Below are 24,513 nucleotides of genomic sequence, written 5' to 3' on the forward strand. Positions count from 1 at the left end.
TGAGGATGTAATGGAATTTAAGACAGTCAAACAAGAGTTGGATGCTTTCTACAAAATTGCGAGTAAAAATTTTAAACGCGCTAATATCAGTAATACTGCGATCGTGATCGCGTATTATACCTTAGTTGCGATCTTTCCGATGGTCATTTTTATCGGAAATATTTTGCCATTATTGCATATCAAAGCAAGTGAGATCTTACCCTATTTAGAAATGGCAGTTCCGAAGGCGGTCTATACTACGCTGGAACCCTTATTAGAAACTTTTTTGAGCAATGGTTCTTCAGGTGGGGTCGCTTCAGTCAGTGGGGTCATCTCCGTTTGGGCGGCTAGTCGAGGGATAAATGCCTTAAAGAAAGCTTTCAATGAAGCATTTGGAGTCGGAAATGATCAGGGGATCTTTACCCAGCGGATCTTATCATTTTTGATCACGATCTTTATCGGAGCGCTGTTGGTGATCGCCTTTATCGTATACAGTTTTGGGCAATTAGTTTTAGAATATCTCATCCCGATCTTTGGGTTGCCCTTGGATTGGTTGACGACTTTTACCCAATTGAAATGGCCAACGACACTTTTAGGGATCTTTTTGATCATGTGTTTATTGTACCTGTTAGTCCCAAATGCGAAAGTCCATTTACGCTATCTTTGGGTCGGAGCTTTATTTTCGACGCTAGGATGGATGCTCTTGACCCAAGGCTTTAGTATCTATGTACGTTATTTTGCGCGGTCGGTCTTGAGTTATGGAACGATCGGGACCTTTATCGTATTGCTGTTTTGGATGAATTACAGTGCTTTAGTGATCATGGTCGGAGCAGTTATCAATGCTACTTTGGAAGAGCGCAAATACGGTACGATCCGGTCTAAACGGACCTTAGATCACTTCAATGATAGTTCAGTCAAGCGTTTCTTTAATTGGAAACGTGGCTCTAAATAAATTAAATGCCAGCCGTTTTAGCAGCTGGCATTTAATTTATTCTGCGGTCAATTCAGCTAGATAGCCTTCGATCTCACTCAAGGAAAAGCCTTTACGATAAAGGGCTTGTTTTAATTTAAATGAACGTTCTGGTTCGGGATAACGTTGATAACGCCGTAAAAGTTTAGCGCCTTGTTCACGTAGAGCCTCAAGCTGAAGCGTATCATCTTTTTCAAGGGCTAATTCTTCGAGCACCAAACTAATGGTCTCACTGCTAAACCCTTTAGTTGCAAGGTGTTGATAGAGTTTATTTTTTAAAGTTTGAAAGGCCAGTTTTTTATTTTTAGCGACAAATTTTTCAGCTAGCTTAAATGCAGTCTGGACTTGCTGCTCGAGACTAAATTCGGTGAGAGCCTCATTGATAAATTCTTCAGCTACCCCTTTTTGTTTAAGCTTTTGTGCGATCACAAACGGTCCTTTATCCGTTGTCTTAGCCGCTGTGCGGACGTAACTTTTAGCATAGGTCAAGTCATCTAAGAGATTTAGTTCGACTAACTTGGAAATGATCTGATCTTGGTCATTTTCAGGGACCTCAAGTTTAGTTAAATAGGTCTGGATCTCTTTTTTGGTGCGCAATTGATAGCTGAGATGATCTAAAGCTTTATTGTAGGCCTTAGAGAGCAAGTCGGCTTGTTGTAAGCGCTCGATCATTTCTTCATCAAGTTCGAGGCCCTTAGCGAGACGATATTTGATCAAAACATCTTCGCTGACGGGAAAAGCGTATTTACCGTCTAAATAGATGTTGAAACGTCCGGCTTTCTTTTGTGTTACAATCGCAGTGATTTTTTTAGCCATCAATTTTCCTCTTTTCTAATGATGTTACTACTATCTTAGCTTAATGTGTTATAATTTCAAAGATAAAAAATGGAAGGAATTTTAGTGTGAAACGAGTAAAGCCCAAAATGGCCTCTGGGGTCAGATTGAAAAAAGACCAAAAAATTGTTGTGACGATCAAGCGTTTAGGCATAAATGGTGAGGGGATCGGATATTATAAGCGAAAGATCGTCTTTATTCCTAAAGCTTTACCAGGAGAAGTCGTCTTAGCGAGTGTGACAGAAGCTAAAGAAAAATATGCCAAGGCGCGCTTGTTAAAGATCAAACAAAAAAGTCCAGATCGCGTCCAACCAGTGGATAAATATGATGTTGGGGGGATCGAACTTGAACATTTAGCTTATCCAGCTCAATTGGAATTTAAACGAGATGTGATCGCTCAGGCTTTAGCTAAGTATCGGCCAGCTGGTTATAAAGAATATGAGCTTCGGCCGACTTTAGGAATGGCTGATCCTTATCACTACCGCAATAAAGCTCAATTTCAGGTGCGTAAAAATAAAGCAAGGCAAGTCATTGCTGGCTTATATAAAGAAAATAGCCATATTTTAGTTGACCTACCGACTTTTGCGACGCAACGTGAATTGACGATGAAAGTGATAAATACTGTTCGAAAGCTACTAGAGAAATGGCAAGTCCCGATCTACGATGAACGCAAGGATCAAGGGACAGTTAAAACTTTAGTCGTCCGGGAATCCTTTGCGACGGGAGAAGCGCAACTGGTTTTCATAACCCGAACAGCGCAATTGCCCCGCAAAAATGAACTGTTGCCTGAGATCAAGCAGTTATTACCAGAAGTAGTATCGGTGATGCAAAATATCAATCCGCAAAAGACCTCTTTGATCTGGGGCGAAGAAACACAATTATTGATGGGAAAAGAAAGTATCACTGAAAAATTGGGCGATGTTAGTTTTGAATTGTCAGCGCGTGCCTTTTTCCAAATGAATCCCCTCCAAACTAAGGTCTTATACGATGAAGTCAAAGAAGCTTTAGAATTATCACCAAATGAGACTTTGGTCGATGCTTATTGTGGTGTAGGTACGATCGGATTATATGTGGGTAAGGATGCTAAAGAAATCCGAGGAATGGACATTGTGCCCGAAGCCGTGGCCGATGCGCAACTAAATGCCAAAAAAGCTGGGCGTCAAGCTGTTTATACGACCGGTAAAGCCGAGAACGTCATTCCAAAATGGATCAAAGAAGGATTTAGCTTTGATGCTTTAGTCGTCGATCCCCCACGAACCGGTCTAGATGACGCTTTGATCAAGGCGATCTTAAAATATCGTCCAGCTAAGTTTGTCTATGTTTCATGTAATCCTTCGACTTTAGCGCGTGATCTAGTGGCGTTGACCCAAGCTTATCGTGTTGAATATATTCGCTCGGTCGATATGTTTCCACAAACAGCGCGGGCTGAAGCAGTCGTTAAATTAGTTAAACGCGCCTAGTAAAAAATAGTGCTCGAAGAATTTTGGTCCCAGTTATATTGTCATAGGCATTTTCTGCAATCTTTGGTATAATTGAAATGATATTGGTGTAACTACACCCTTGTTTATAGAAAGCAGGAAGTTATATGCGTCATTCAAATGGGCCAAAGGAAGGCGAGTTTATTACGATCAAGAGTTATAAACACGATGGCAGCCTACATCGGACATGGCGCGATACGATGGTACTCAAGACAAGTGAAAATGCTTTGATCGGATGTAATGATCACACTTTAGTTACAGAAGCTGATGGAAGGCGTTGGGTCACCCGTGAACCAGCTCTGGTTTATTTCCATAAGCACTACTGGTTTAACATTGTGGCGATGATTCGTGATAACGGGGTTTCCTACTACTGCAATCTAGCCTCACCGATGGTTTTAGATAAGGAAGCTCTCAAATATATAGATTACGATCTGGATGTAAAAGTATTTCCTAATGGTGAAAAACGGTTACTCGATGTAGACGAGTATGCTGAACACAGTGCTAGATGGAAATATCCGGCTAAAACAGATCTGATATTAAAGCACAATGTTAAGACTCTAGTCGATTGGATCGAACACGGCAAGGGACCGTTCTCAAAAGAATATGTCGAGATTTGGTATAATCGCTATTTAGAATTGTCGCGCCGGCAGTAATTGCCTGTTTATAACCATTTGGGGCTGTGATAGAAGTCGCAGTCCCTTTTTTTATATCCAAAGGTGGGGAGACCAAAAGAAACAGAAAGGAAAAATTATGTTTAATAAAAAAAGACGTTATCGTTTGATGTATTGGTCACTTGAGTTGTTATTGGTCGCATTGTTGATCTTTATTTGTACCCAGATAGGTTTTATCTTTCAACCGATCGGGATCTTCATTTCAACGATCTTTGCGCCGGTATTGATCGCCGGGTTCTTATTTTATGCGCTGAACCCTTTGGTCAATTTACTTACTAAAGTCCAGTATAAAAAGTTTAAGATCGGGCGCACTTGGGCAGTGACGATCGTCTTTCTCTTGTTCTTTGCCTTGATCGGCTTGACAGTTGCGTATTTAGTTCCTAAATTAACGACACAGGTCGAACAATTAGTCGCACGGACACCTAAGTATTTAAGTGAGCTTCAAGTATACTTAACTGAATTAGCGCGTAATTCTAAACGCCCAGATTGGGCCGACAATATCGATCTGACCGAATATATCAATAATATCAAAGATTCACTCAATGGTATCTTGAAGAACTTTATGGGTTCATTGACCTCGAGTTTGGGTTCAATGATCGGCGCGGTGACAAGTATCACAATGACGATCGTAACGGTTCCGTTTGTGCTCTTTTACATGTTGAAAGACGGACCGAAACTTTTGCCAAATATCAAACGCATGTTACCAGCTAAACAAGCTGATGTTATCGGGGATCTCTTGGTAAAAATGAGTGATACGATCGCTAAATATATTTCGGGTCAAGTGATCGAGTGTTTGTTTGTCGGAACATTTTCAGCGATCGGCTATGGCTTGGTCGGGATCCCATATGCACTTTTGATCGGCATGTTTGCGGGGATCACGAATATTATTCCGTATCTTGGACCGTATATCGGACTGGTGCCAGCGATCTTTATCGCACTTTCAATGTCATTTAAAGAAGTTATCTTAGTGATCGTTGTCTGTGTGGTCGTCCAACAGATCGACGGTAATCTCGTTTATCCAAACGTGATCGGTAAGTCGTTAGATATCCATCCGTTGACGATCATCATGATCTTATTAGCAGCTGGAAATATTGCTGGTCTATTAGGTATGATCTTGGCGATCCCACTTTATGCGGTCTCAAAGGTCGTTGTGACGTATGTTTATGACATTATCAAACTCCAAAACAGCGACACAGATGCCTAAGTGTCTAAGTTGCCAGGGACCACGATTTGTGGTATTTTGAAATTGTATTGAAAATATCTTATAAGTAGGGATGTATATTTTATGACAAAAAAAATAGCAGTATTAGGTGCCGGTTCGTGGGGTAGTACTCTTGCGAGCGTTTTAATTGAAAATGGACATGATGTCACACTTTACACAAACGTTGTCGAACAGGCGGCAGAGCTTAATGAAAAGCATACAAATGAACAATATATGCCTGGCTTTAAGTATTCAGAAAAACTACGGGCAACGACAGACTTGGAAGAAGCTTTAACTGATACCGATGCAATTTTATTTGTTGTACCAACTAAAGTAACACGCTTGGTGGCTAAACAAGTCAAAGAAGTTTTAGCTAAGTTAAAACAACGTCCAATGGTGATCCATGCCAGCAAGGGGTTAGAGATCGGTACGCATAAACGGATCTCTGAGATCATCCACGAAGAATTGACGGATCGTTATTGCTCAAGCATCGTTGTCTTGTCTGGTCCAAGTCATGCCGAAGAAGTTGCGCGACATGATATCACCTTGATCACAGCTGCTAGTGAAGAAGAAAAAGCAGCTGAGCAAGTCCAAGACATGTTTACTAATAACTACTTACGGATCTATACCAATAACGATGTAGTCGGTGTTGAAACTGGGGCCGCCTTCAAGAACGTCATCGCGATCGGGGCTGGTATCTTACATGGCCTAGGCTATGGGGATGATGCTAAAGCGGCCTTGATGACACGCGGGTTAGCCGAAGTTGCCCGTTTAGGCATGGCTTATGGAGCAAGTCCATTGACATTTATGGGTCTTTCTGGTGTTGGTGACTTGATCGTGACATGTACCTCAGTGCACTCTAGAAACTGGCGCTGTGGTGATCAACTTGGTCAAGGCAAGCCGCTTGATGAAGTTATTGAAGACATGGGCATGGTCATTGAAGGGATCAATACTGCGAAGGCAGCCTATGATCTTTCACGTGAAGAGCATATTGAAATGCCGATCACAGAAGCTATCTACAACGTTTTGTATAATAAAGCTGATATCAAAGAAGAGATCGGGAGTTTGATGACTCGCGATAGTAAATCTGAAGTTATCGGAAAACGAAAATAAACAGGAAAAGATCCGCCCCGATGTTTGGGGCGGATCTTTTAGTATAGCTTAGTTATTCTTCATCGACTTCTTTGGGTAAGATCTTGGCGGTCGTTTTGAAGATGAACCATTTACTAAAGAAGTAATTCAAAATACCACAGATGAGTTGATCGAGTATTTTGGCCAGATCTTTATAGAGCGCTAAGAGTTGCACACCGGTAAACATCAGCCCAAGATCCAAGATAAACGAGAAGAGCCGAACATTACAAAATGAAACAAATTCTTGGAGCGTCTGTTTCAAGGTCGTATTTTTAGAAGCAAAGACCCAATGTTTATTAGTTACGAAGGTAAAAATGATCGCAACGATATAAGCAAGACAATTAGCGAGTAAGTAGTTGAAACCAAGATCTTTTTCCAAGATATGGAATAAGATAACATTGATAGCACTAGCTAAAGTCCCAAAGAAGGTATAAGAAAAGAAGTTTTGATATTTACGATAGAGTTTTTTCAAGTTGGCAAAGCTGCTATATAGGATCTGGTCAAATATAGCTTTTCCTTTCCTAATTTTGTTTACTACCGTCTCCATTAGTCTAGGGTCAGAGTTGCGTAAAATAGCAACTAACCTTAATATTATAGTAGAAACACATGTTTTAGTGCAAATTTTGTATTCGCTCAGCTTTCTAGTTGACGCTAGGAAAGCAATTTTGTACTATTGAAACTAGCTTAATTTGATAAGGTAATTGGTGAGAGAGTATGGCAAAAATAGAAATCAAATATATTACTAAGAGCGTGCCGTTGCTCTTAGATAAAAAAGAAAAACACGATGTAAAAAACTTTTGGGAATTACGTGGGATCGACCTAGCTGTAAATGATGGTGAAGCGGTCGGTGTGATCGGTGATAACGGCTCGGGCAAGGTGGCTTTGATGAAGATCTTGGGCCAAAAAGATAAACAAACAACGGGTTTTATCACGACTAAGGCCAAAAGATCCTATGCTTCTTGTACGAGTTTAGACCCCGAAAAGACGGGGCTTGAAAATATTCGTCAAGCGATCGCTCAGGCTGACATTGATGAATTTAAGGGTAACCATTATACTAACGGGATCATCAACTTTTCTGAGATCGGTGAATTATTGTATCGTCCAGTCAAAGAATATTCGACGGGGATGTATGCTCGGTTAGCTTTGAGTATCGTATTATTCATTGATCCAGAATTAGTAATTTTAGATGAAGTTTTATCCCCAGTCGACCGGAACTTCTACTTTAAAGCCGTGCAAAAGATCCAACAATTAAAGGATACCGGTGTTACATTTATCGTTTCTGAAGTGCGTCCAGTTATCATCGAGACGCTTTGTGAACGTGCGGCACTTTTACAATTTGGTGTCTTACAAGATTTTGGGGCAACAACAGAAGTGGTCAGACAGTATGAATATGCTTGTGAATGGATCGCTAATTTGACCTTACCTGAAAAAAATGACTACTTAGCAGAAAAACAGGCAGAACAGGTCAACTTTGACATCAATAAGGTTTATGAAGTGTTCAAGAGTGAACAATTCAAGCATGGTTATACGCGCAAAGATGAGCCTCGGATGCGTAAGGAATTTTTTGTTGAACGCGGTAACGACCCTGTACAACGCGAAAAAGCCACGCAGACAGATAAACCAGCTAAACGTGTCAATTCTAAAGTGATCCTTGCTTTATTAGCGTTAGTAGTGCTCGTCTTTGGTGGCGTTTTTTGGTACCAAAAGACCCAAGCTTCTAATGCAACGAAAGCTAAGGGAAATTCAGCAAGTATCGCTAAAGTAAGTTCACAAAAAAAGGCTGCTTCTTTAAGTGAAAGCAAAACTAAAGCGTTAAGTGCTAAAGAAGCTAGCCAAAAAGCAGCGAGTGAGAGTGCTCAAAAAGCGGCAGAAGAGAGTCAACGTAAACAAGAAGAAGCAAGTAAACAAGCTGCAGCCAGCTCAGAAAGTGCAGCTAAGGCAAGTAGTGAGAGCGCAGCTAAAGCAAGCAGCGAAAGTGCCGCTAGCTTATCTTCAGCCCAAGCCGATGCGCAAACGATCAATGTGGCTGATGGTGATACGCTCGAGTCTTTAGCTGCAAAATATGCAACTACAGTCGAAAAAATTCAAGAATTGAATAATTTAGGTTCAAGTGTTGATCTAACAGCTGGTGAAACACTTTATGTACCGAAATAAAATTAATTAAGAAAAGGTGATTTATGTATGGGATCAGATCCTGGACAGCCCCTGTTATGGGGAATGATCGCATTGATCGCGGTCGTTGTATTTAGCTTAAATGTAATTGGGGAGCAGGCATTGCGTCAGAGCACCGATGCCCAAAAAGATAGCCTAAATTATCGGGCTAACAGCTGGATCGCAGCCTATTTAAGCAAGATCGCATTTGGCTTCTTAGCTATGGCTAGTATAACGCAGATCGTCAGAGGTACTTGGGGGCTCGTAGCCTTGATCGTCTTAGTTTTGGGCTTGATCGGGCTAGAATTTGGCCTGGCTAGCAAAGTGACAGTCGAAAATAGTGGCTTATTGTGCCAAAAGTTAGGGTGGTTACTCAAACTTGAAAATGTGATCTTATGGCCACTTACTAAGATAGTTGCATTAGTTCAGCAAAGAGGTCAGATCAACGAGCCAACAGAGATGTCTTTTGAAACGATCGTAGAAAATATTCAACGGCAGCGTGAAGAAAGTGAATTGGATACGACTGATTTTGAGATGATAAATGGTGTCTTATCTTTACACGACAAAACGGCACGGGAAGTTATGGTACCACGGATCGATACGTTCATGATCGATATCACAAATGATAATGATCGGAATATCGACAGTATTTTAGAAATGGACTATTCGCGGATCCCAGTCTATCATGAAGATAAAGACAATATCGTTGGGATCGTGCATATCAAAAACGTGTTAAAGCGGGCGCGGCGTTATGGCTTTGAGCGGCTAACGATCCGACAGGTGATGCATCCAGCGTTCTTTGTACCAGAAACAATGCCAGTCGATGAGTTGCTCTTGCAGATGCAAAAAACACAAAACCAAATGGCCATCCTATTAGATGAATATGGTGGGGTCGTAGGTTTGACGACTTTAGAAGATATTTTAGAAGAGATCGTCGGTGAGATCGAAGATGAATCCGATGAACCCGATAAATTGATCGAGCAAGTGGCTGAAAATGAATTTATCGTCCAAGGGAAAATGACTTTGACAGAATTCAATGATGAATTTGGGACGAAGCTTGAAATGGATGATATCGATACCGTTGCGGGTTATATTATCGCTAAAACAGGGAAGATCCCGGATGACGATGAAGTCTTGACGGTCACCGAAGATGATGGTTTAGTGTTGAAAACAGTTGAGATCGTTGATGATGCTCGGATCACGCAAGTTTTAGCAGTGATCCCACCTGAGCTTTCAGGTTGGCGTAAGTTTAGAGCGTTGAATCCAAAAGAAGATCAAAAAAATTGATTATATAGTAAAGGTCGGTTTTAACTAAGTGTTGAAACCGACCTTTTTTTAAAGTAAGATAATATGTGACATTTAGAGAAGTTAGCCAAAAGCTGATATAGAATTTAATTGTGAGGTAAATATGAAAACAGATGAACTAAAACAAGCCGTTGAAAAAAGACGGACATTTGCGATCATTTCTCACCCTGACGCGGGTAAGACAACGATCACAGAACAATTACTTTTATTTGGGGGCGTCGTTCGCCAAGCTGGGACAGTTAAAGCTAAAAAGAGTGGTAATTTTGCTAAATCTGACTGGATGGAGATCGAAAAGAAACGTGGGATCTCAGTTACGAGTTCGGTCATGCAATTCGATTATGCAGGCAAACGCGTTAATATCCTTGATACCCCTGGGCACGAGGACTTTTCCGAAGACACGTATCGAACATTGATGGCGGTCGATTCAGCCGTGATGGTGATCGACTCGGCTAAAGGGATCGAGCCCCAAACTAAGAAACTTTTCCAAATTTGTAAAATGCGGGGGATCCCGATCTTTACATTTATCAACAAATTAGACCGTGATGGCCGGGAACCTTTAGAATTGACTGCCGAACTTGAAGAAGTTTTAGGGATCGATGCCTATGCGATGAATTGGCCGATCGGGATGGGTAAAGGTCTTAAGGGGATCTATGATATCTATAACGATCGGATCGAACTTTACCGCTCAGAAACCGATGGACAAAAATTCCTTGAACTCGATGAAAATGGCGAGATCAAAGGTGATGATCCGTTAAAAGAAGATAGTATCTACCAACAAGTTTTAGAAGAAGTTGAATTGGTCAAGGATGCCGGCAATGAATTCGACGAAGAAAAGATCGCAAATGGTCAATTGACACCAGTCTTCTTTGGTTCGGCTTTGACGAATTTTGGGGTCAAAACATTTTTAGATGCATATCTTCAATTCGCGCCTGCACCAGCTGCGCATAAGACCCAAGCTGGCGGTGAGATCGAACCAGCTGATCCGACCTTCTCGGGCTTTATTTTTAAGATCCAAGCTAATATGAACCCTAACCACCGTGACCGGATCGCCTTTGTCCGGATCTGTTCGGGTGAATTTGACCGCGGAATGGATGTTTTCTTGAACCGAACAGGCAAAAAGATCCGTCTCTCTAATTCGACTCAATTCATGGCTGATACACGTGAAACAGTTGAAACTGCTGTAGCCGGAGATATCATTGGGTTGTATGACACGGGGAATTTCCAGATAGGGGATACGATCTATACGGGTAAAAAGGCGATCGAATTTGAAAAATTACCACAATTTACGCCAGAATTATTCGCACGTGTGACAGCCAAGAACGTGATGAAGCAAAAGTCATTCCATAAAGGGATCCAACAATTGGTGCAAGAAGGGGCAGTTCAGCTCTATCAAAGTTATAGCACCGGTGATTATATTTTAGGTGCGGTCGGTCAATTGCAGTTTGAAGTTTTCCAATTTAGAATGGCAAATGAATACAATTCTGAAGTCGTTATGACACCAATGGGTAATAAGATCGCCCGTTGGATCGACCCAGAACAATTAGATGAAAAGATGTCGAGTTCAAGAAACTTGCTCGTTAAAGATCGTCAAGGTGCGCCCCTATTTCTTTTTGAAAATGAATTTTCCGAAAGATGGTTCAAAGATAAGTATCCTGATGTAAAATTAACGGCAAAACTATGATCTCACATAGATAAGCGCTAATTAAATAATAAAAGCTCAGAACTGATAGTTGAGATCTACATCTCAACTGTCAGTTCTGAGCTTTTTAGTATAGTTATTTTACGGATCCAAGTTTAGATATTCACGGATCGTCCACCCAAGACCATTGACTTCAAACCAAAGCATTCCATCCACTCTGATCCGGCCTGTCAAGGTTACGATCTGACCATTTCTGATCAACCCGACTTTTTGGCCGAATGGTTTATCGTATAGGACGAGTTCACCATCTGGGATAAAGTCGATCATCGCATTATGGCGCAGATCGATCGAGCGTGGGAGATCAATATCAAGGGTATCACGGTCGCTGATCACAGCTGGCTTTTTATCCAACATTGTCATCAATTCGGCATCATATTTGATCCAAATACTGCCGCCTAAGCAATACCAACGTTGATCGTTATCGGTAATGATCGTTTCAAAAGTTTGCCAAATGGTATCTTTAGCTAAGATCACATCGGTCACTTGCCCATCAGGAGCATCTAAGCAAGGTAGGGACTGCTTGAATTTTAGATAATGCGGGGTATAATCAACATCTTTCCAACTGTCCCGGCGATAGAAATAGGTAACAGCCTGTTGATCATAAGTAAAGGCCCCATGTGTCAAACCGCGAGCCCGTAAGAGAGTGTAGTTGCGGATCGCAGGTGATGAAAGGGAAAACTCATCACCGACTTTTCCCTTAACAAAAGTTGGCTTTTGCAAGAACCGGCGATCATCGATATCTTGGCAAAAGATCCAAATGTTACCAGCATCTTTTTTACGATAGGTAAAGGTGATCGCAGCGTAAGGCAAGACAAAATCACTCGTAAAACCATCAACACGGATCAAATTGTAGCCTTCAAAATCTTTGAATCTAAATTTGATCGGTTCGTGGCGCTTACCCGAGATGATCTGCGGTGAAGCTAAGAATGTCTTATCTTCATCTTGGAAGATCAAGATAACAGTTGAATCCTGTGTAGTGGCTTTTTTCTTGATCTCATTTTTAGTTGTGACCGCTTGTTTTTGGTCTAATACGATCTCTGCTTCTTTTTTTAGTGGTGGCGCCGGGGCGATAGGTTGCTGAGCTGGCGCAGTTTTTTCGATCTCGATCTCTGGTCGTTCCTCGAGCAATGCTTCTTTGACCGGAGCTATTTCGATCTTAGAACGCTTAGCAAAGCGTGACCGGTGTTTTTCATTATTTGGATGTTTTGTCTTTTTTTGTCTTTTCGGTGCCAACTTGAACTCGCCTCCCTCGTATCAGTATCACGTCAATTATAACGTATCTCTAAAATGATTGCACAAAATTATTACTAGGTAATCTAAATTTTTTTAGTACTTAATAATAAAAAACCCCGTAAGGTAGCTTACGAGGTTTCTAGGTCTTAGTTCTCCAAATTTATTTCCACTAAGTTTCCTTGAGTAGTAACAGTCGCAGCGTCGGCACGGTCTTTTAAAAGCTTAGTTTTGACAAATTCAATTTCTTTAGGGGTGATCCGGCGAATTTTATTTGAGATCACGATCTCAGAAAAAGCATGTTTTTTCTTATAGACGACTTTTGAATTCCCTAAGGTATATACTTTGATGAAATGAACTGGTGATTTAACTAATTCATGTTGGATCATGCGTGAGTAGCTGTTGGTAACATCGATCAGTTGCATGTTGATTTCCCCCTTTGCTAAATATAGTAAAATTTTTGAAGTAAAATGTATGCTTCAAATTACCAATTCTATATATCTATTATAAACTATCTGACAAAAATGTTGAAAATAAAAAACTGGGAAGTTGGTAAAAAAACTCCCAGTTTGTTGAATTATTCAGTGACGTTTGCTTCGCTGATCACGATCGTATCGTCGGTCAGGTCGGCGTAAAAGTCTTTAACTTGGGGATGGTCAAGGTAAAAGTCGGTCACTTTGTCTTCGATCTGGTCTTGGATCGTACGGCGTAATGGACGCGCACCCATCTTAGGATCATAGCCCAATTCGACTAATTTCTGGCGAGCTTTGGTCGAAACTTTAAGTGACATTCCATTTTCTTGGAGCGTTTGGTCGACTTTTTCGAGCATCAACTCAACGATCTGGTCAAGATTTTCTTTAGTCAAAGCATTGAACTCGATAATATCATCAAAACGGTTCAAGAATTCTGGTTTAAAGTATTTAGTCAATTTATCGACCACAGAGTTAGGTGTGCTTTCCGTCGTGCCAAAGCCAACGTTGACGATCGGATCACCTGAACCAGCGTTACTTGTCATGATGATGATCGTATCTTTAAAGCTGACAGTCTTACCTTGTGAATCAGTCAAGCGACCATCATCTAAGATCTGTAAGAACATATGCATGACATCGGGATGAGCTTTTTCGATCTCATCTAATAAGATCAAGCTATATGGATGGCGCCGAACTTGTTCGGTCAATTGACCAGCTTCTTCATAACCAACGTAACCTGGAGGCGAACCGATCAATTTGGAGACGGAGAATTTTTCCATATATTCGCTCATGTCAAAGCGGATCATTGCTTCGGTCGTCCCGAATAATTCTAAAGCCAGTTGTTTAGCTGCTTCCGTTTTACCGACCCCTGTAGGACCGACAAACAGAAATGAACCAATCGGCCGGCCCGATTTATTAAAGCCGATCCGATTACGTCTGATCGAGCGGGCAACTTTATCAACGGCGCGGTCTTGGCCGATAACATTCTGCTTAAGTGTTTGCGCTAAGGTTTGTAATTGCGCTTGCTCTTTTTGTTTGAGTTCGCCGACAGGGATGGAGGTCATTTCTTCGACGATCTTTTCCATGTCTTGGGCGGTAACTTCGCTTTTAGCTTGGGGTTTAGCCGTTAAGTGTTCTTCTAGTTTAGCGACTTGATCGCGGTAAAATGCTGCTTTTTCGTAATCTTCTTGGTCTAAAGCAGCTTTTTTGTTTGCCTGAGCTTGGGTTATCTTAGCTTTGACTTCGCTTGGATCAAAGGCTTGCAAGGCTAGATTTTTACGCGAGCCGGCTTCATCTAAGAGGTCGATCGCTTTATCCGGCAAATAGCGGTCCTGAATGTAACGTGTCGAAAGCTGGATCGCACTTTCAAGAGCTTCATCAGTATAAGCAACTTGATGATAGCTTTCATATTTAGCGCGCAGGCCGAGTAAGATCGCTAAAGCTTCTTCTTTAGATGGTTCTTCGACTTGAACGGGTTGTAGACGCCGCGCTAAGGCAGCATCTTTTTCGATCGTCCGAAATTCGTTTAAAGTAGTAGCCCCGACGAGTTGAAATTCACCTCGAGCTAGAGCTGGTTTTAAGACGTTACCAGCATCCATGCCACCCTCAGCGTTCCCAGCGCCAACGATCTCATGGATCTCGTCGATAAAGAGGATGATATCTTGTTTTTGTTTCAATTCATCCATTAATTCTTGCATGCGTTGTTCAAATTGACCGCGGATCCCGGTCCCTTGGACTAAGGAAACAACGTCTAGGCGGATGACTTTTTTATTCAATAGTTTTTGTGGAACATCGCCGTCAACGATCTTTTGGGCAAGCCCTTCGACCACTGCAGTTTTACCAACGCCGGCTTCACCAGTAAGAACAGGATTGTTTTTAGTGCGACGATTCAAGATCTCAGTTACACGTTTTATCTCGCGGTCACGCCCAATGACGGGGTCAATCTGGCCCGCTTTAGCTTGGGCAGTGAGATCGAGCCCATATTTATCTAAAATGCTACCGTTATCCCCATTATCACCGGCTTTTGTTGGCGGTTCTTGTGCGGGTGTATGGCGCTGTTGATTTTGTTGGTTAATCTCTTTGAAGAAATCAGCGAATGGGTCACTACCAAAGGAATCTTGGAAGATATCATCTAAAGATGGAGGTAGTTGACTTTGATTTTTCAAAGCGCGATAGCAGTTAGGACAAAGATCGATCGAAGTTTGGCGACCGTTGATGTTTGTTGTTAAATGTAGCGTAGCTTGGTTTTGCTGACAATTTTGGCATAACATAGCTATTCACGACCTTTCCGGTAAAATTTAATGTCAAAATTAGTTTGACCAACTTTGACCTTTGTAGCTTTATTATACAAATTTTTATCTTAAGTGCAAGCAAAAAAATCGGTAGATGGTATAATTTAAAAATGTGCGAGAGGGGGTAGCAGGATGGAAAAAGATTATCAAGCTCTATTAGATCGCTTGCATGCAGGTGAGATCACAGAATTTGAGATCGAAACCGCTGAATTTATGGATTTTCAAAAAATTTTACTAAATTATAATTATCGGAAAAATGTAGTCGGCACAGCTAAACGTGGCGGCGGAGTTATCTATCATTATCATAAAAATGATAAATAAATTTTTTTTGACATATTATCAAAATGTTTAAGAGTGATGCCTTGTCTTGATAAATAATTCATGGTATTATCTTTTTATAGCAGGTGCAATACTTAGTGTAATCGCTAATGTAAACGAATTCTTTTGCAGCTGTAATCAATTTGTTTACTAATTGTTGCACAAATCTTATTTATATTTAAAGGAGCATGATCCACAATGGAAAAGAAAGAATTTCACGTAATCGCAGAAACAGGTATTCACGCACGCCCAGCTACACTTTTGGTGCAAGCTGCAAGTAAATTTAACTCAGATATTACTTTAGAATATCAAGGTAAATCAGTAAACTTGAAATCTATCATGGGTGTTATGTCATTAGGTGTAGGTCAAAACGCTGACGTTGTGATCTCTGCTGATGGTGCTGATGAAGCAGAAGCAATCGCTGCTATCACAGAAACAATGACAAAGGAAGGACTTGCTGAATAATGACGAAAATGTTGAAGGGTATCGCAGCTAGTGACGGAATTGCAGCCGCAAAAGCCTACATGCTCGTGCAACCTGACCTTTCATTTTCTGAAACCAGCATCTCTGATCCAGAAGCTGAGATTAAGCGTTTAGATGATGCTGTTGCAGCCTCCAAGAGTGAGCTTGAAGCTATCAAGCAAAAAGCTGCCCAAAACTTAGGTGCTGAAGAAGCTGAAGTTTTTGAAGCGCACTTGACGATCTTGGCTGACCCTGAAATGATTGGTCAAATCGAAAATCAAATCAAGAATGAAAAAGTTAATGCTGAAGCTGCGTTGAAGAGCGTGACCGACATGTTTATCTCCATGTTTGAAGGTATGACAGACAATGCTTACATGCAAGAACGTGCAGGTGATATTCGTGACGTAACTAAGCGTGTTATGAGTCATTTGTTGGGTGTAACTTTACCTAACCCAGCTTTGATCAACGAAGAAGTCGTGATCGTAGCGCATGACTTGACACCATCTGATACAGCACAGTTAGACCGCAATTTTGTTAAGGGCTTTATCACTGATATCGGTGGGCGGACATCGCACTCGGCTATCATGTCAAGAACGCTTGAGATCCCTGCAGTTGTAGGTTCTGGCTCAGCAACGACTGAGATCAAAGAAGGCGATATGGTCATTATTGATGGTATTGCTGGGGATGCAGTTGTTGATCCAACTGCCGAACAATTGGCTGAATATGAACAAAAAGCTGCTGATTTCAAAGCTCAAAAGGCTGAATGGCAACAATTAAAAGATGCTAAATCTGTTTCCAAAGACGGCAAAGAAGTTATCTTAGGGGCTAATATTGGTACACCTAAGGATGTTACAGGTGCTGTTGACAATGGGGCAGAAGCAGTTGGCTTGTTCCGTTCTGAATTCTTATACATGGATGCAAGTGAGCTTCCAACAGAAGAAGAACAATTCGAAGCTTATAAAGAAGCAGTTGAAGGCATGGACGGCAAACAAGTTGTTGTACGTACAATGGATATCGGTGGGGATAAAGATCTTCCTTACCTACCACTACCAGAAGAAGAAAACCCATTCTTGGGTTACCGTGCGATCCGTATCTCGTTAGATCGCCAAGATATCTTCCGTACTCAATTGCGTGCGTTGTTACGTGCTTCTCACTATGGACGTTTGGCTATCATGTTCCCAATGATCGCTACTGTCAAGGAATTCAAAGATGCTAAGGCAATCTTTGAAGAAGAAAAAGCTAAGTTAGTTAAAGAAGGTATCCCAGTTTCTGACGATATCGAAGTCGGAATGATGATGGAGATTCCTGCTGCTGCAATGATCGCAGACAAGTTAGCTAAGTACGCTGATTTCTTTAGTATCGGAACCAATGACTTGATCCAATACTCGATGGCAGCTGACCGTGGTAACGAACGTGTATCTTACCTTTACCAACCATATAACCCATCTATCTTGCGTTTGATCAAGAACATCATTGATGCTTCTCATAAAGAAGGCAAGTGGACTGGTATGTGTGGTGAAATGGCTGGCGATCAAGTTGCTGTGCCATTGTTGCTTGGTTTAGGCTTAGATGAATTCTCAATGAGTGCAACTTCGATCTTGAAGACACGTAGCTTGTTGAAGAAACTTGATTCAGTTAAGATGCAAGAATTAGCTCAAAAAGCAGTTGAAGATTGCGAAACAACTGAAGAAGTTGAAGCTTTAGTAGCTGAATACACGAAGTAAAATTTGATCAACTTATCTTAAAGAGAAGAGACCGGAAAGAGATTTCTGGTCTCTTTTTGTCTAAAATCAGTCGAGAAATGTTAAAATATTAAGAATAGTATTTTTTTGCTCTTCGCATCAGTGAGAGCATTGCAAAGGAATAGTTAAAACCATATAATTAAAACTGATAAAAAGTTGAGGAGGAAAGGTGCTTGTGAATATCGGCATATTTACAGATACGTATTTTCCGCAAGTCAGCGGAGTTGCGACATCGATCGATACTTTGCGTTCCCAATTAGAACAAAAAGGACATACGGTCTATATCTTTACGACTACTGATCCTGATGTCGAGAAAAATGTCTATGAGCGCAATGTATTTCGCTTTGCTAGCATTCCGTTTATTTCTTTTACCGATAGACGCATCGCTGTTAGAGGGCTGTTTCAGTCTTATCAAGTAGCTAAGGAATTAAATCTAGATATTGTTCATACGCAAACTGAATTTTCAATGGGCTTGATCGGGAAATTTGTAGCTAAAGCGCTAAAGATCCCGTGTGTTCATACTTACCATACGATGTATGAAGATTATTTGCATTACGTGGCTAAAGGGAAATTATTGAAACCATCCCATGTACGCTTGATGACTTGTTCATTTTGCGAAAAAATGAGTGGGGTCGTGGCACCAAGTGAACGGGTCTTAGAGACGTTGACTCGTTATGGTGTCAAAGAACCGATCACTGTTATTCCTACAGGGGTCGATCTGACGCGTTTTAAAGTTGCTAGTGAAAATAATGTTCGAAAACACTATGGGATAGCTGAAGATGCGCCTTTGTTATTAACGTTGAGTCGTTTGGCCTTTGAAAAAGATATCGATCGTATGGTAGCTAGTTTTCCTGCGATCAAAGCTCAAGTCCCAGGGGTCAAATTGTTGATCGTAGGTGATGGCCCAGCTAAAGAATCATTGCAAGATCAAGTAAAAGAACTCGAATTGACCGAAGATATCATCTTTACAGGTGAAGTGGACAATACTCAAGTGAGTGAGTTTTATCATGCCGCTGATCTATTTGTTTCAACTTCGGTCTCAGAGTCGCAAGGACTAACGTATATCGAGGCGTTGGCAGCTGGGACTAAAGTGGTCTCCTCGAAAAGCCCATACACGGCTGAACTTCTAAGTGATCGGACGATCGGTGCAAATTTTGAGACTTTACAAGAATTTGTTGAGTTAGTAGTTGAATATTTGACGAAGCCAGCCAAATATCAAGATCCTAAACCGTTACAACAGAAGTTAAAAGAGATCTCAGCTGATGAGTTTGGTGAAAAGATCTTACAATTTTATGAACGCAGTAAGGAACACTATCTGGAGTTGAGTCAAACCACCTACTCAAAAGAACACAGCTAAAAGGAGTTTTCTAATGTTAAATGTTCACATGTATTCGTCGGCAACTAAGGTCAAAGGCCAAGGGGTGGGCAGTGCATATACCGAACTGATAAAGTTGCTAGAAAAATACTATCCTGAGCAGTTGGCGATCACGATCAATGAGTTTGGTCCAGCTGATATCAGTCACTATCACACGATCGACTTAAAGTTTTTCTTTTCGACTTTTTCCAAACGTCGGGGCAAAAAAGTGGGTTACGTTCACTTTTTGCCAGAAACACTGGAGGGAAGTCTCAAGTTACCGTGGATCGCACGTAAAGTATTGTATCGCTATGTGATCGCTTTTTATAAGCGGATGGATGCCCTAGTCGTTGTTAATCCGACTTTTATTCCTAAACTGGAAGCTTATGGGATCGCTCGTGAGAAGATAACTTATATTCCTAATTTTGTATCTAAAAAGGAATTTCATCCGATCGCTAGTGAGGCCAAAAAGCAGTTACGTGTGGAAAAAAAGTTGCCTACCGATAAATTTTTGATCGTCGGTGTTGGGCAGATCCAGGAAAGAAAAGGCGTCTTTGATTTTATCGAGCTGGCTAAGCGCAATCCTGAATTCGAATTCGTTTGGGTCGGAGGCTTTTCGTTTGGAATGATCACTGATGGCTATGCAGAGTTGAAAAAGGTCGTCGACGATCCACCTAAGAATTTACATTTTCCGGGGATCGTCGAACGAACTGAAATGTGTGAGTATTACAACTTGGCTGATGTTTTCTTGTTACCATCATACAATGAACTGTTCCCAATGAGTGTGCTGGAAGCATTTAGCTGTGAGACACCCGTTGTCTTACGTGAACTCGAGCTTTATGAAGGTGTGATCGCGGGTTATTATGCTGGTTGTGCTGATATCGATGAGATGGAAAAAAAGCTCAAAGAGTTAGCCAAAGATCCAGATGTATTGGCTAAATTGCGTGAGCGGGCTAAAGCAGCAGCTAAATTTTATTCAGAAGATCGCCTGGCTTTGATCTGGTTAGATTACTATAAAAAGCAAGCGGGGAAAGTGTGATGTCAAAGAAAAATAAATTAGCCCTCTTGGTAATGATATTGATCGGGGGCGGGATCTTTTTTTATTCTGTTCAAGGGATCTCCTATCATGACTTAGTTGGTGATATCACACATCTTAATTGGTGGTGGATCGCAGTAGCCGTGTTATGTATGGCGCTGTCGATTTGTTGCGAGGGCTTTGTAGTCAAAGAATTGCTGAAAAGACAGTTCCCGACTTATTCTTTTAAGGATTCGTTGCGGATCCCGTTGATCGAAGCTTTGTTTAACGGGATCACCCCGTTTGCTTCAGGCGGACAGCCAGCGCAGTTATTTGCCTTGTTGCAATCTGGGGTAGATGCTGGACGTGCGACCTCGATCTTATTGATGAAATTTGTGGTGTATCAATCGATGATCGTTTTAAATTTCATTGTTTGTTTATTTTTAGGATTTCATTTGATCGCTGATAAATTGCATGTTATGGGATTACTGTTGATCTTTGGCTTTTTGATCCATTTGGCAGTGATCTTAGGTTTGTTGTTGATAATGTATTGGTATGACTTTACTAAGAAGATAACAAATCTATGCTTGCACCCTTTTAAACGTTTTTTAGCTCCAGAACGTTATGAAAAATATGATAAGTTGATCAATGAAAAGATCGATAACTTTTATCGGGAGAGCTTACAATTGAAAGCTAACTACCGCTTGTTGTTCAAAATTAGTTTGATCAATTTGGTCCAACTATTTTTCTATTACATCATCCCGTTTTTTATCCTGTTGGCTTTACGGGTCGAACATGCTGAATTGTTGACGGTAATGACGCTTCACGTTTTGATCGTGATGGTGATCTCACTATTCCCGATCCCTGGAGGAGCTGGAGGGGCCGAATACAGTTTTTCACTGATTTTTTCGGCCTTTGTCAACAGCGGGAGCAAGCTGGTCTTGGCAATGATAATTTGGCGGATCATCACTTACTACTTAGGGATGTTTGGTGGCATGGTAGCCTTAGTGATCAAGCCAGATAAATATTCAAAACAAGATTAAAGAGAAGAATATCCTAAAATCTTCAACTTTTTTGAATTGTTTCATTATATTTGGTGTGTTAGTATATAATTTGCTAAGGTATATCAAAAGTAGGCCCATGATCTACTTAAATGAAGAGGAGATTTATATCTATGGAAAATTCACAACTTGTGGCAATTATCGAAAGACTAGATGCGATGATGAAAGCAGACACAAATGAAGTTCAATCACGTCGTTTTGAACGTGAAGGACAAGAAAGAGGATTCGTAACATACGATCCTGCAACACAAACTTTTGAATTAGAAGAATTAGCAACACATCAAAAGTTCGATTTTGATGATATCGATCTAGCAGCGATGGAGATCTACGACTTATTAAACGACTAATTTTAAAATATCTTTAAATCTTGTGGAATGACTATCTTTTTCATAGGATATTAAACTATAATTTGACGCATAGACAATTAAATACTACTTAATTATTGGAGGCAATTAGATGCGTTCAGTGCTAAAGAAAGTCCGTGATGGGCTGAATACGCGCACAGGGTTTTTTATTTTAACTCTGGTATTACTTTGGATTAAAACGTATGCTGTTTATGTTAATAAGTTCAGCTTAGGGATCAATGACAGCATGCAACGCTTCTTACTCTTGTTAAATCCGCTCCCAGCAGGTTTATTACTTTTAGGCATCGCCCTTTATTTTAGAGGTAAGAAGTCCTATTGGATCATGATGATCGTCGATTTGATCGCCTCATTATGGCTTTTTGCCAATATTTTGTACTATCGGGAGTTTTCTGATTTCCTATCGATGGGGATTATTAAGTCTTCAGGATCAGTTTCAAATAATTTATCGTTAAGTATTGGCGAGATCTTACATCTTAGTGACTTATGGGTCTTTGTAGATGTGATCATTTTGACATTACTATTGGTATTTAAGGTCATCAAAATCGATACACGACCAGTCAAGTTCCGCTATCCGATCGGAGTCACACTGTTATCATGTGTTTTGTTTGCAGCTAATCTAGGTTTAGCCGAAAAGAACCGCCCACAACTGCTGACACGTACATTTGACAATAACTATATTGTTAAATATTTAGGTATTAACTTCTATGCTGCTTATAACGCTTACCAAACGCATAAGGAAAGTGCTACAAGAGCTGGTGCAAGTAGTAGTGATATGGATCAGGTCTTGAAGTTTTTGGAAAAAAACAAAACAACAGTCAATCCAGAATACTATGGTAAAGCAAAAGGTAAGAATGTTTTTGTTTTCCATTTGGAAAGTTTCCAACAATTTATGATCAACTATAAAGTTAATGGTAAGGAAGTAACGCCAAATATCAATCAATTTTATAGCGATCAAAGCACGATCTCCTTTGATAATTTCTACCACCAAGTAGGACAAGGGAAGACTTCTGATGCTGAAACGATGTTAGAAACATCACTCTTTGGTTTACCATCAGGGTCAGTTATGACCTCTTATGGTACCAATAATACCTTCCAAGCGATGCCAGCTATTATGGACCAACAAGGCTATACAACAGCGGCATTTCACGGAGATGTTGGTAGTTTTTGGAATCGCGATAATACCTATAAGTCTTGGGGATATCAATATTTCTTTAGTGAAGACTACTACAAGAATAAGTCTAACTATAGTATCGGATATGGTTTGAAGGATAAACTGTTCTTACAACAGTCGGTTAAGTACATCGAACAGTTACCGCAACCGTTCTATGCAAAGTTGATCACGGTCACAAACCACTATCCATACGAACTTGATAAGCAAAATCAAACGATCGAAAAGACGACAACAGGTGATAGCACGGTTGACGGTTATGTTCAAACAGCCAAGTACTTAGATGATGCTTTTGGCGAATTTATCAGTTATTTGAAAAAAGCAGGTCTCTATGATAATTCGATGATCGTTGTTTATGGTGACCATTATGGCATCTCAAATAACCATAAAAAGGCGATCGCGCAATTACTTGGTAAGAAGAGCGTGGATAGTTATGATCTAGCACAGTTCCAAAAGGTTCCATTCATGATCCATGTTAATGGGATCAAGGGCGGAGTCGATCATACTTATGGCGGTGAGATCGACGTTATGCCGACCTTATTAGACCTTTTGGGGATCAAGAATACGGATACGATCCAATTAGGTAATGATTTATTGGCTAAGGATCGTAATCAAACAGTTGCCTTTAGAAATGGTGACTTTGTTTCACCTACATTTACCAAGATCGGAAGTACGATCTATAATGACAAGGGTGAAGATGTTACAGATAGTTTGACGGCCGAGCAAAAGGCACAAGTTAAAGCACAGACAGAATACGTTGATGAAGAGTTATCACTTTCCGATAAGATCATCACAGGCGATCTGTTGCGTTTCTACACACCTGCAGGCTTTAAGGCGACCGATAAGACTAAATACAACTATAAGTATTCAGAAGGCCTAAAACAGCTCAAACAGGCACAAAAGGATAAACCAACGAGTGTCTTGCAGCAAAATAATGGCAATTCAACTGAAAACCTATACGAAACAGACGCTCCTGAACTGAAATAGTTTAGGCAAAAGCGTGTAAAACAACACAAGTAGTTCCGTATAGCTAATAGGAAAAACGCTCCGATGCAAAATACGCATCGGAGCGTTTTTTTGTTGTCTGCTAAGTTGATCTTGGGTGTAAATGTTTTGGTATAAAAAAGCGATGTCACAGGCTCTTTTTTGAGAATGTGCTATAGGAATAGTAAAGAGAGATAAGGTTATATTTTAGTATTAGGAAAAAATTTTTGAATATATTCAAAAAAATCTAAAAAAGTTATTGACGTTTCTTGATAGATGTTGGTATACTATAAAAGTTGCTGATGCAGAGCAGTTGCTTAAAAATATAATATAAAAAAGATGTTGACATCATCTTGAAAATCATGATATTATATTTAAGCTGATTTGTTACAGCATAACAAAAAATTATTTTCTTATTGACATTGATTAATGGTTTTGATAAGATAAATAAGTCGTCTGATTACGACGTTGGAAAAATAATTTAAAAAGTTATTGACAACGAAAATCAGATATGATATAATAATTATGTTGATTGTATCGGTTAGGTAAATCAATTAAGTAGATCTTTGAAAACTGAACAAAGTTTCGATAAGCAAATGTGCAGGGTCTCTTATCTAAGTGATAAGAGCAATAA

Annotated in this window: 21 protein-coding genes; 16 read left to right on the forward strand and 5 right to left on the reverse strand. The window is 40.4% G+C overall.

The genetic code is table 11. From position 1 onward, the window contains the following. The first annotated feature begins 10 nt into the window (after positions 1-10). Positions 11-931, forward strand: a complete 921-nt coding sequence (locus ABT996_RS07190) for a YihY/virulence factor BrkB family protein (protein ID WP_010688441.1) — start codon at positions 11-13, stop codon at positions 929-931. Positions 932-967: 36 nt separating this feature from the next. Here ABT996_RS07190 and recX read toward each other — a convergent pair whose 3' ends face one another. Next, complete coding sequence (recX, locus tag ABT996_RS07195) at positions 968-1,765, reverse strand: recombination regulator RecX (RefSeq protein ID WP_005922577.1); 798 nt, start codon at positions 1,763-1,765, stop codon at positions 968-970. A 107-nt stretch (positions 1,766-1,872) separates the two neighbouring features. On the opposite strand from recX, the gene rlmD reads away from it, so the two are divergent. The 4 genes from rlmD (at position 1,873) to ABT996_RS07215 (ending at position 6,246) form a co-directional block, all read left to right on the forward strand. Continuing rightward, positions 1,873-3,243 carry a 23S rRNA (uracil(1939)-C(5))-methyltransferase RlmD gene (gene rlmD / locus ABT996_RS07200; RefSeq protein WP_035448402.1) on the forward strand — a complete coding sequence of 457 codons (1,371 nt, stop codon included), beginning with the start codon at positions 1,873-1,875 and terminating at the stop codon, positions 3,241-3,243. Positions 3,244-3,368: 125 nt separating this feature from the next. After that, positions 3,369-3,914: a nucleoside tri-diphosphate phosphatase gene (gene ntdP, locus ABT996_RS07205; RefSeq protein ID WP_010688438.1), complete on the forward strand. Its 546-nt coding sequence runs from the start codon at positions 3,369-3,371 to the stop codon at positions 3,912-3,914. Between the two features lie 97 nt (positions 3,915-4,011). Next, the gene (locus tag ABT996_RS07210) at positions 4,012-5,136 is read left to right on the forward strand and encodes an AI-2E family transporter (RefSeq protein WP_035448400.1); all 1,125 of its coding nucleotides are present in this window, start codon (positions 4,012-4,014) and stop codon (positions 5,134-5,136) included. A gap of 81 nt (positions 5,137-5,217) precedes the next feature. After that, a complete protein-coding gene (locus ABT996_RS07215) occupies positions 5,218-6,246 on the forward strand; it encodes an NAD(P)H-dependent glycerol-3-phosphate dehydrogenase (RefSeq protein WP_035448398.1) in 1,029 nt (342 codons plus the stop codon). Positions 6,247-6,298: 52 nt separating this feature from the next. Here the strand turns inward: ABT996_RS07215 and ABT996_RS07220 are convergent, their stop codons facing one another. Continuing rightward, positions 6,299-6,736: a GtrA family protein gene (locus tag ABT996_RS07220; RefSeq protein ID WP_010688435.1), complete on the reverse strand. Its 438-nt coding sequence runs from the start codon at positions 6,734-6,736 to the stop codon at positions 6,299-6,301. A 242-nt stretch (positions 6,737-6,978) separates the two neighbouring features. On the opposite strand from ABT996_RS07220, the gene ABT996_RS07225 reads away from it, so the two are divergent. The 3 genes from ABT996_RS07225 (at position 6,979) to ABT996_RS07235 (ending at position 11,401) form a co-directional block, all read left to right on the forward strand. Further along, entirely contained in the window at positions 6,979-8,418 is a 1,440-nt protein-coding gene (locus ABT996_RS07225) for an ATP-binding cassette domain-containing protein (RefSeq protein WP_035448397.1), read from the forward strand. 27 nt (positions 8,419-8,445) lie between these two features. Then, the gene (locus ABT996_RS07230; RefSeq protein ID WP_035448395.1) at positions 8,446-9,702 is read left to right on the forward strand and encodes a hemolysin family protein; all 1,257 of its coding nucleotides are present in this window, start codon (positions 8,446-8,448) and stop codon (positions 9,700-9,702) included. A 121-nt stretch (positions 9,703-9,823) separates the two neighbouring features. Next, complete coding sequence (locus ABT996_RS07235) at positions 9,824-11,401, forward strand: peptide chain release factor 3 (RefSeq protein WP_035448393.1); 1,578 nt, start codon at positions 9,824-9,826, stop codon at positions 11,399-11,401. Positions 11,402-11,500: 99 nt separating this feature from the next. On the opposite strand, the gene ABT996_RS07240 is transcribed toward ABT996_RS07235, so the two are convergent. From ABT996_RS07240 to ABT996_RS07250, 3 genes are all read right to left on the reverse strand, one after another. After that, positions 11,501-12,652, reverse strand: a complete 1,152-nt coding sequence (locus tag ABT996_RS07240; RefSeq protein ID WP_010688430.1) for a MucBP domain-containing protein — start codon at positions 12,650-12,652, stop codon at positions 11,501-11,503. Positions 12,653-12,798: 146 nt separating this feature from the next. Further along, the gene (locus ABT996_RS07245) at positions 12,799-13,074 is read right to left on the reverse strand and encodes a DUF1827 family protein (RefSeq protein ID WP_010688429.1); all 276 of its coding nucleotides are present in this window, start codon (positions 13,072-13,074) and stop codon (positions 12,799-12,801) included. Positions 13,075-13,226: 152 nt separating this feature from the next. Beyond that, positions 13,227-15,389, reverse strand: a complete 2,163-nt coding sequence (locus ABT996_RS07250; protein ID WP_035448391.1) for an ATP-dependent Clp protease ATP-binding subunit — start codon at positions 15,387-15,389, stop codon at positions 13,227-13,229. A 153-nt stretch (positions 15,390-15,542) separates the two neighbouring features. Between ABT996_RS07250 and ykzS the strand changes: the two genes are divergently transcribed. The 8 genes from ykzS to ABT996_RS07290 all read left to right on the forward strand — a co-directional run bounded on the left by ykzS (position 15,543) and on the right by ABT996_RS07290 (position 23,882). Then, positions 15,543-15,731 (forward strand): protein YkzS, encoded by a 189-nt coding sequence (ykzS, locus tag ABT996_RS07255; RefSeq protein WP_010688427.1) that lies wholly within the window; start codon positions 15,543-15,545, stop codon positions 15,729-15,731. 195 nt (positions 15,732-15,926) lie between these two features. After that, complete coding sequence (locus tag ABT996_RS07260) at positions 15,927-16,193, forward strand: phosphocarrier protein HPr (protein WP_010688426.1); 267 nt, start codon at positions 15,927-15,929, stop codon at positions 16,191-16,193. After that, positions 16,193-17,914 carry a phosphoenolpyruvate--protein phosphotransferase gene (ptsP, locus tag ABT996_RS07265; protein WP_010688425.1) on the forward strand — a complete coding sequence of 574 codons (1,722 nt, stop codon included), beginning with the start codon at positions 16,193-16,195 and terminating at the stop codon, positions 17,912-17,914. The genes ABT996_RS07260 and ptsP overlap by 1 nt, the downstream gene beginning before the upstream one ends. A 193-nt stretch (positions 17,915-18,107) precedes the next feature. Continuing rightward, on the forward strand, positions 18,108-19,289 hold the full coding sequence (locus ABT996_RS07270; protein ID WP_035448389.1) for a glycosyltransferase family 4 protein: 1,182 nt from the start codon (positions 18,108-18,110) through the stop codon (positions 19,287-19,289). Between the two features lie 13 nt (positions 19,290-19,302). Next, positions 19,303-20,325 (forward strand): glycosyltransferase family 4 protein, encoded by a 1,023-nt coding sequence (locus ABT996_RS07275; RefSeq protein ID WP_010688423.1) that lies wholly within the window; start codon positions 19,303-19,305, stop codon positions 20,323-20,325. Then, a complete protein-coding gene (locus ABT996_RS07280; RefSeq protein ID WP_035448387.1) occupies positions 20,325-21,344 on the forward strand; it encodes a lysylphosphatidylglycerol synthase transmembrane domain-containing protein in 1,020 nt (339 codons plus the stop codon). The genes ABT996_RS07275 and ABT996_RS07280 overlap by 1 nt, the downstream gene beginning before the upstream one ends. Before the next feature lie 131 nt (positions 21,345-21,475). Then, a complete protein-coding gene (locus tag ABT996_RS07285) occupies positions 21,476-21,709 on the forward strand; it encodes a YkuJ family protein (protein ID WP_004051512.1) in 234 nt (77 codons plus the stop codon). Positions 21,710-21,818: 109 nt separating this feature from the next. After that, positions 21,819-23,882, forward strand: a complete 2,064-nt coding sequence (locus ABT996_RS07290) for an LTA synthase family protein (protein ID WP_035448385.1) — start codon at positions 21,819-21,821, stop codon at positions 23,880-23,882. Positions 23,883-24,513: the final 631 nt, after the last annotated feature.

The sequence above is a fragment of the Ligilactobacillus sp. RTP31139st1_D10_RTP31139_211217 genome, assembly GCF_040226755.1.
Lineage (GTDB): Bacteria > Bacillota > Bacilli > Lactobacillales > Lactobacillaceae > Ligilactobacillus > Ligilactobacillus animalis.

Coding starts and splice junctions, on each gene's coding strand:
- ABT996_RS07190 (WP_010688441.1), top strand. CDS start 11: ATGGAATTTAAGACAGTCAAACAAGAGTTGGATGCTTTCTACAAAATT.
- recX (WP_005922577.1), bottom strand. CDS start 1,765: ATGGCTAAAAAAATCACTGCGATTGTAACACAAAAGAAAGCCGGACGT.
- rlmD (WP_035448402.1), top strand. CDS start 1,873: ATGGCCTCTGGGGTCAGATTGAAAAAAGACCAAAAAATTGTTGTGACG.
- ntdP (WP_010688438.1), top strand. CDS start 3,369: ATGCGTCATTCAAATGGGCCAAAGGAAGGCGAGTTTATTACGATCAAG.
- ABT996_RS07210 (WP_035448400.1), top strand. CDS start 4,012: ATGTTTAATAAAAAAAGACGTTATCGTTTGATGTATTGGTCACTTGAG.
- ABT996_RS07215 (WP_035448398.1), top strand. CDS start 5,218: ATGACAAAAAAAATAGCAGTATTAGGTGCCGGTTCGTGGGGTAGTACT.
- ABT996_RS07225 (WP_035448397.1), top strand. CDS start 6,979: ATGGCAAAAATAGAAATCAAATATATTACTAAGAGCGTGCCGTTGCTC.
- ABT996_RS07230 (WP_035448395.1), top strand. CDS start 8,446: ATGGGATCAGATCCTGGACAGCCCCTGTTATGGGGAATGATCGCATTG.
- ABT996_RS07235 (WP_035448393.1), top strand. CDS start 9,824: ATGAAAACAGATGAACTAAAACAAGCCGTTGAAAAAAGACGGACATTT.
- ABT996_RS07245 (WP_010688429.1), bottom strand. CDS start 13,074: ATGCAACTGATCGATGTTACCAACAGCTACTCACGCATGATCCAACAT.
- ABT996_RS07250 (WP_035448391.1), bottom strand. CDS start 15,389: ATGTTATGCCAAAATTGTCAGCAAAACCAAGCTACGCTACATTTAACA.
- ykzS (WP_010688427.1), top strand. CDS start 15,543: ATGGAAAAAGATTATCAAGCTCTATTAGATCGCTTGCATGCAGGTGAG.
- ABT996_RS07260 (WP_010688426.1), top strand. CDS start 15,927: ATGGAAAAGAAAGAATTTCACGTAATCGCAGAAACAGGTATTCACGCA.
- ptsP (WP_010688425.1), top strand. CDS start 16,193: ATGACGAAAATGTTGAAGGGTATCGCAGCTAGTGACGGAATTGCAGCC.
- ABT996_RS07275 (WP_010688423.1), top strand. CDS start 19,303: ATGTTAAATGTTCACATGTATTCGTCGGCAACTAAGGTCAAAGGCCAA.
- ABT996_RS07280 (WP_035448387.1), top strand. CDS start 20,325: ATGTCAAAGAAAAATAAATTAGCCCTCTTGGTAATGATATTGATCGGG.
- ABT996_RS07285 (WP_004051512.1), top strand. CDS start 21,476: ATGGAAAATTCACAACTTGTGGCAATTATCGAAAGACTAGATGCGATG.
- ABT996_RS07290 (WP_035448385.1), top strand. CDS start 21,819: ATGCGTTCAGTGCTAAAGAAAGTCCGTGATGGGCTGAATACGCGCACA.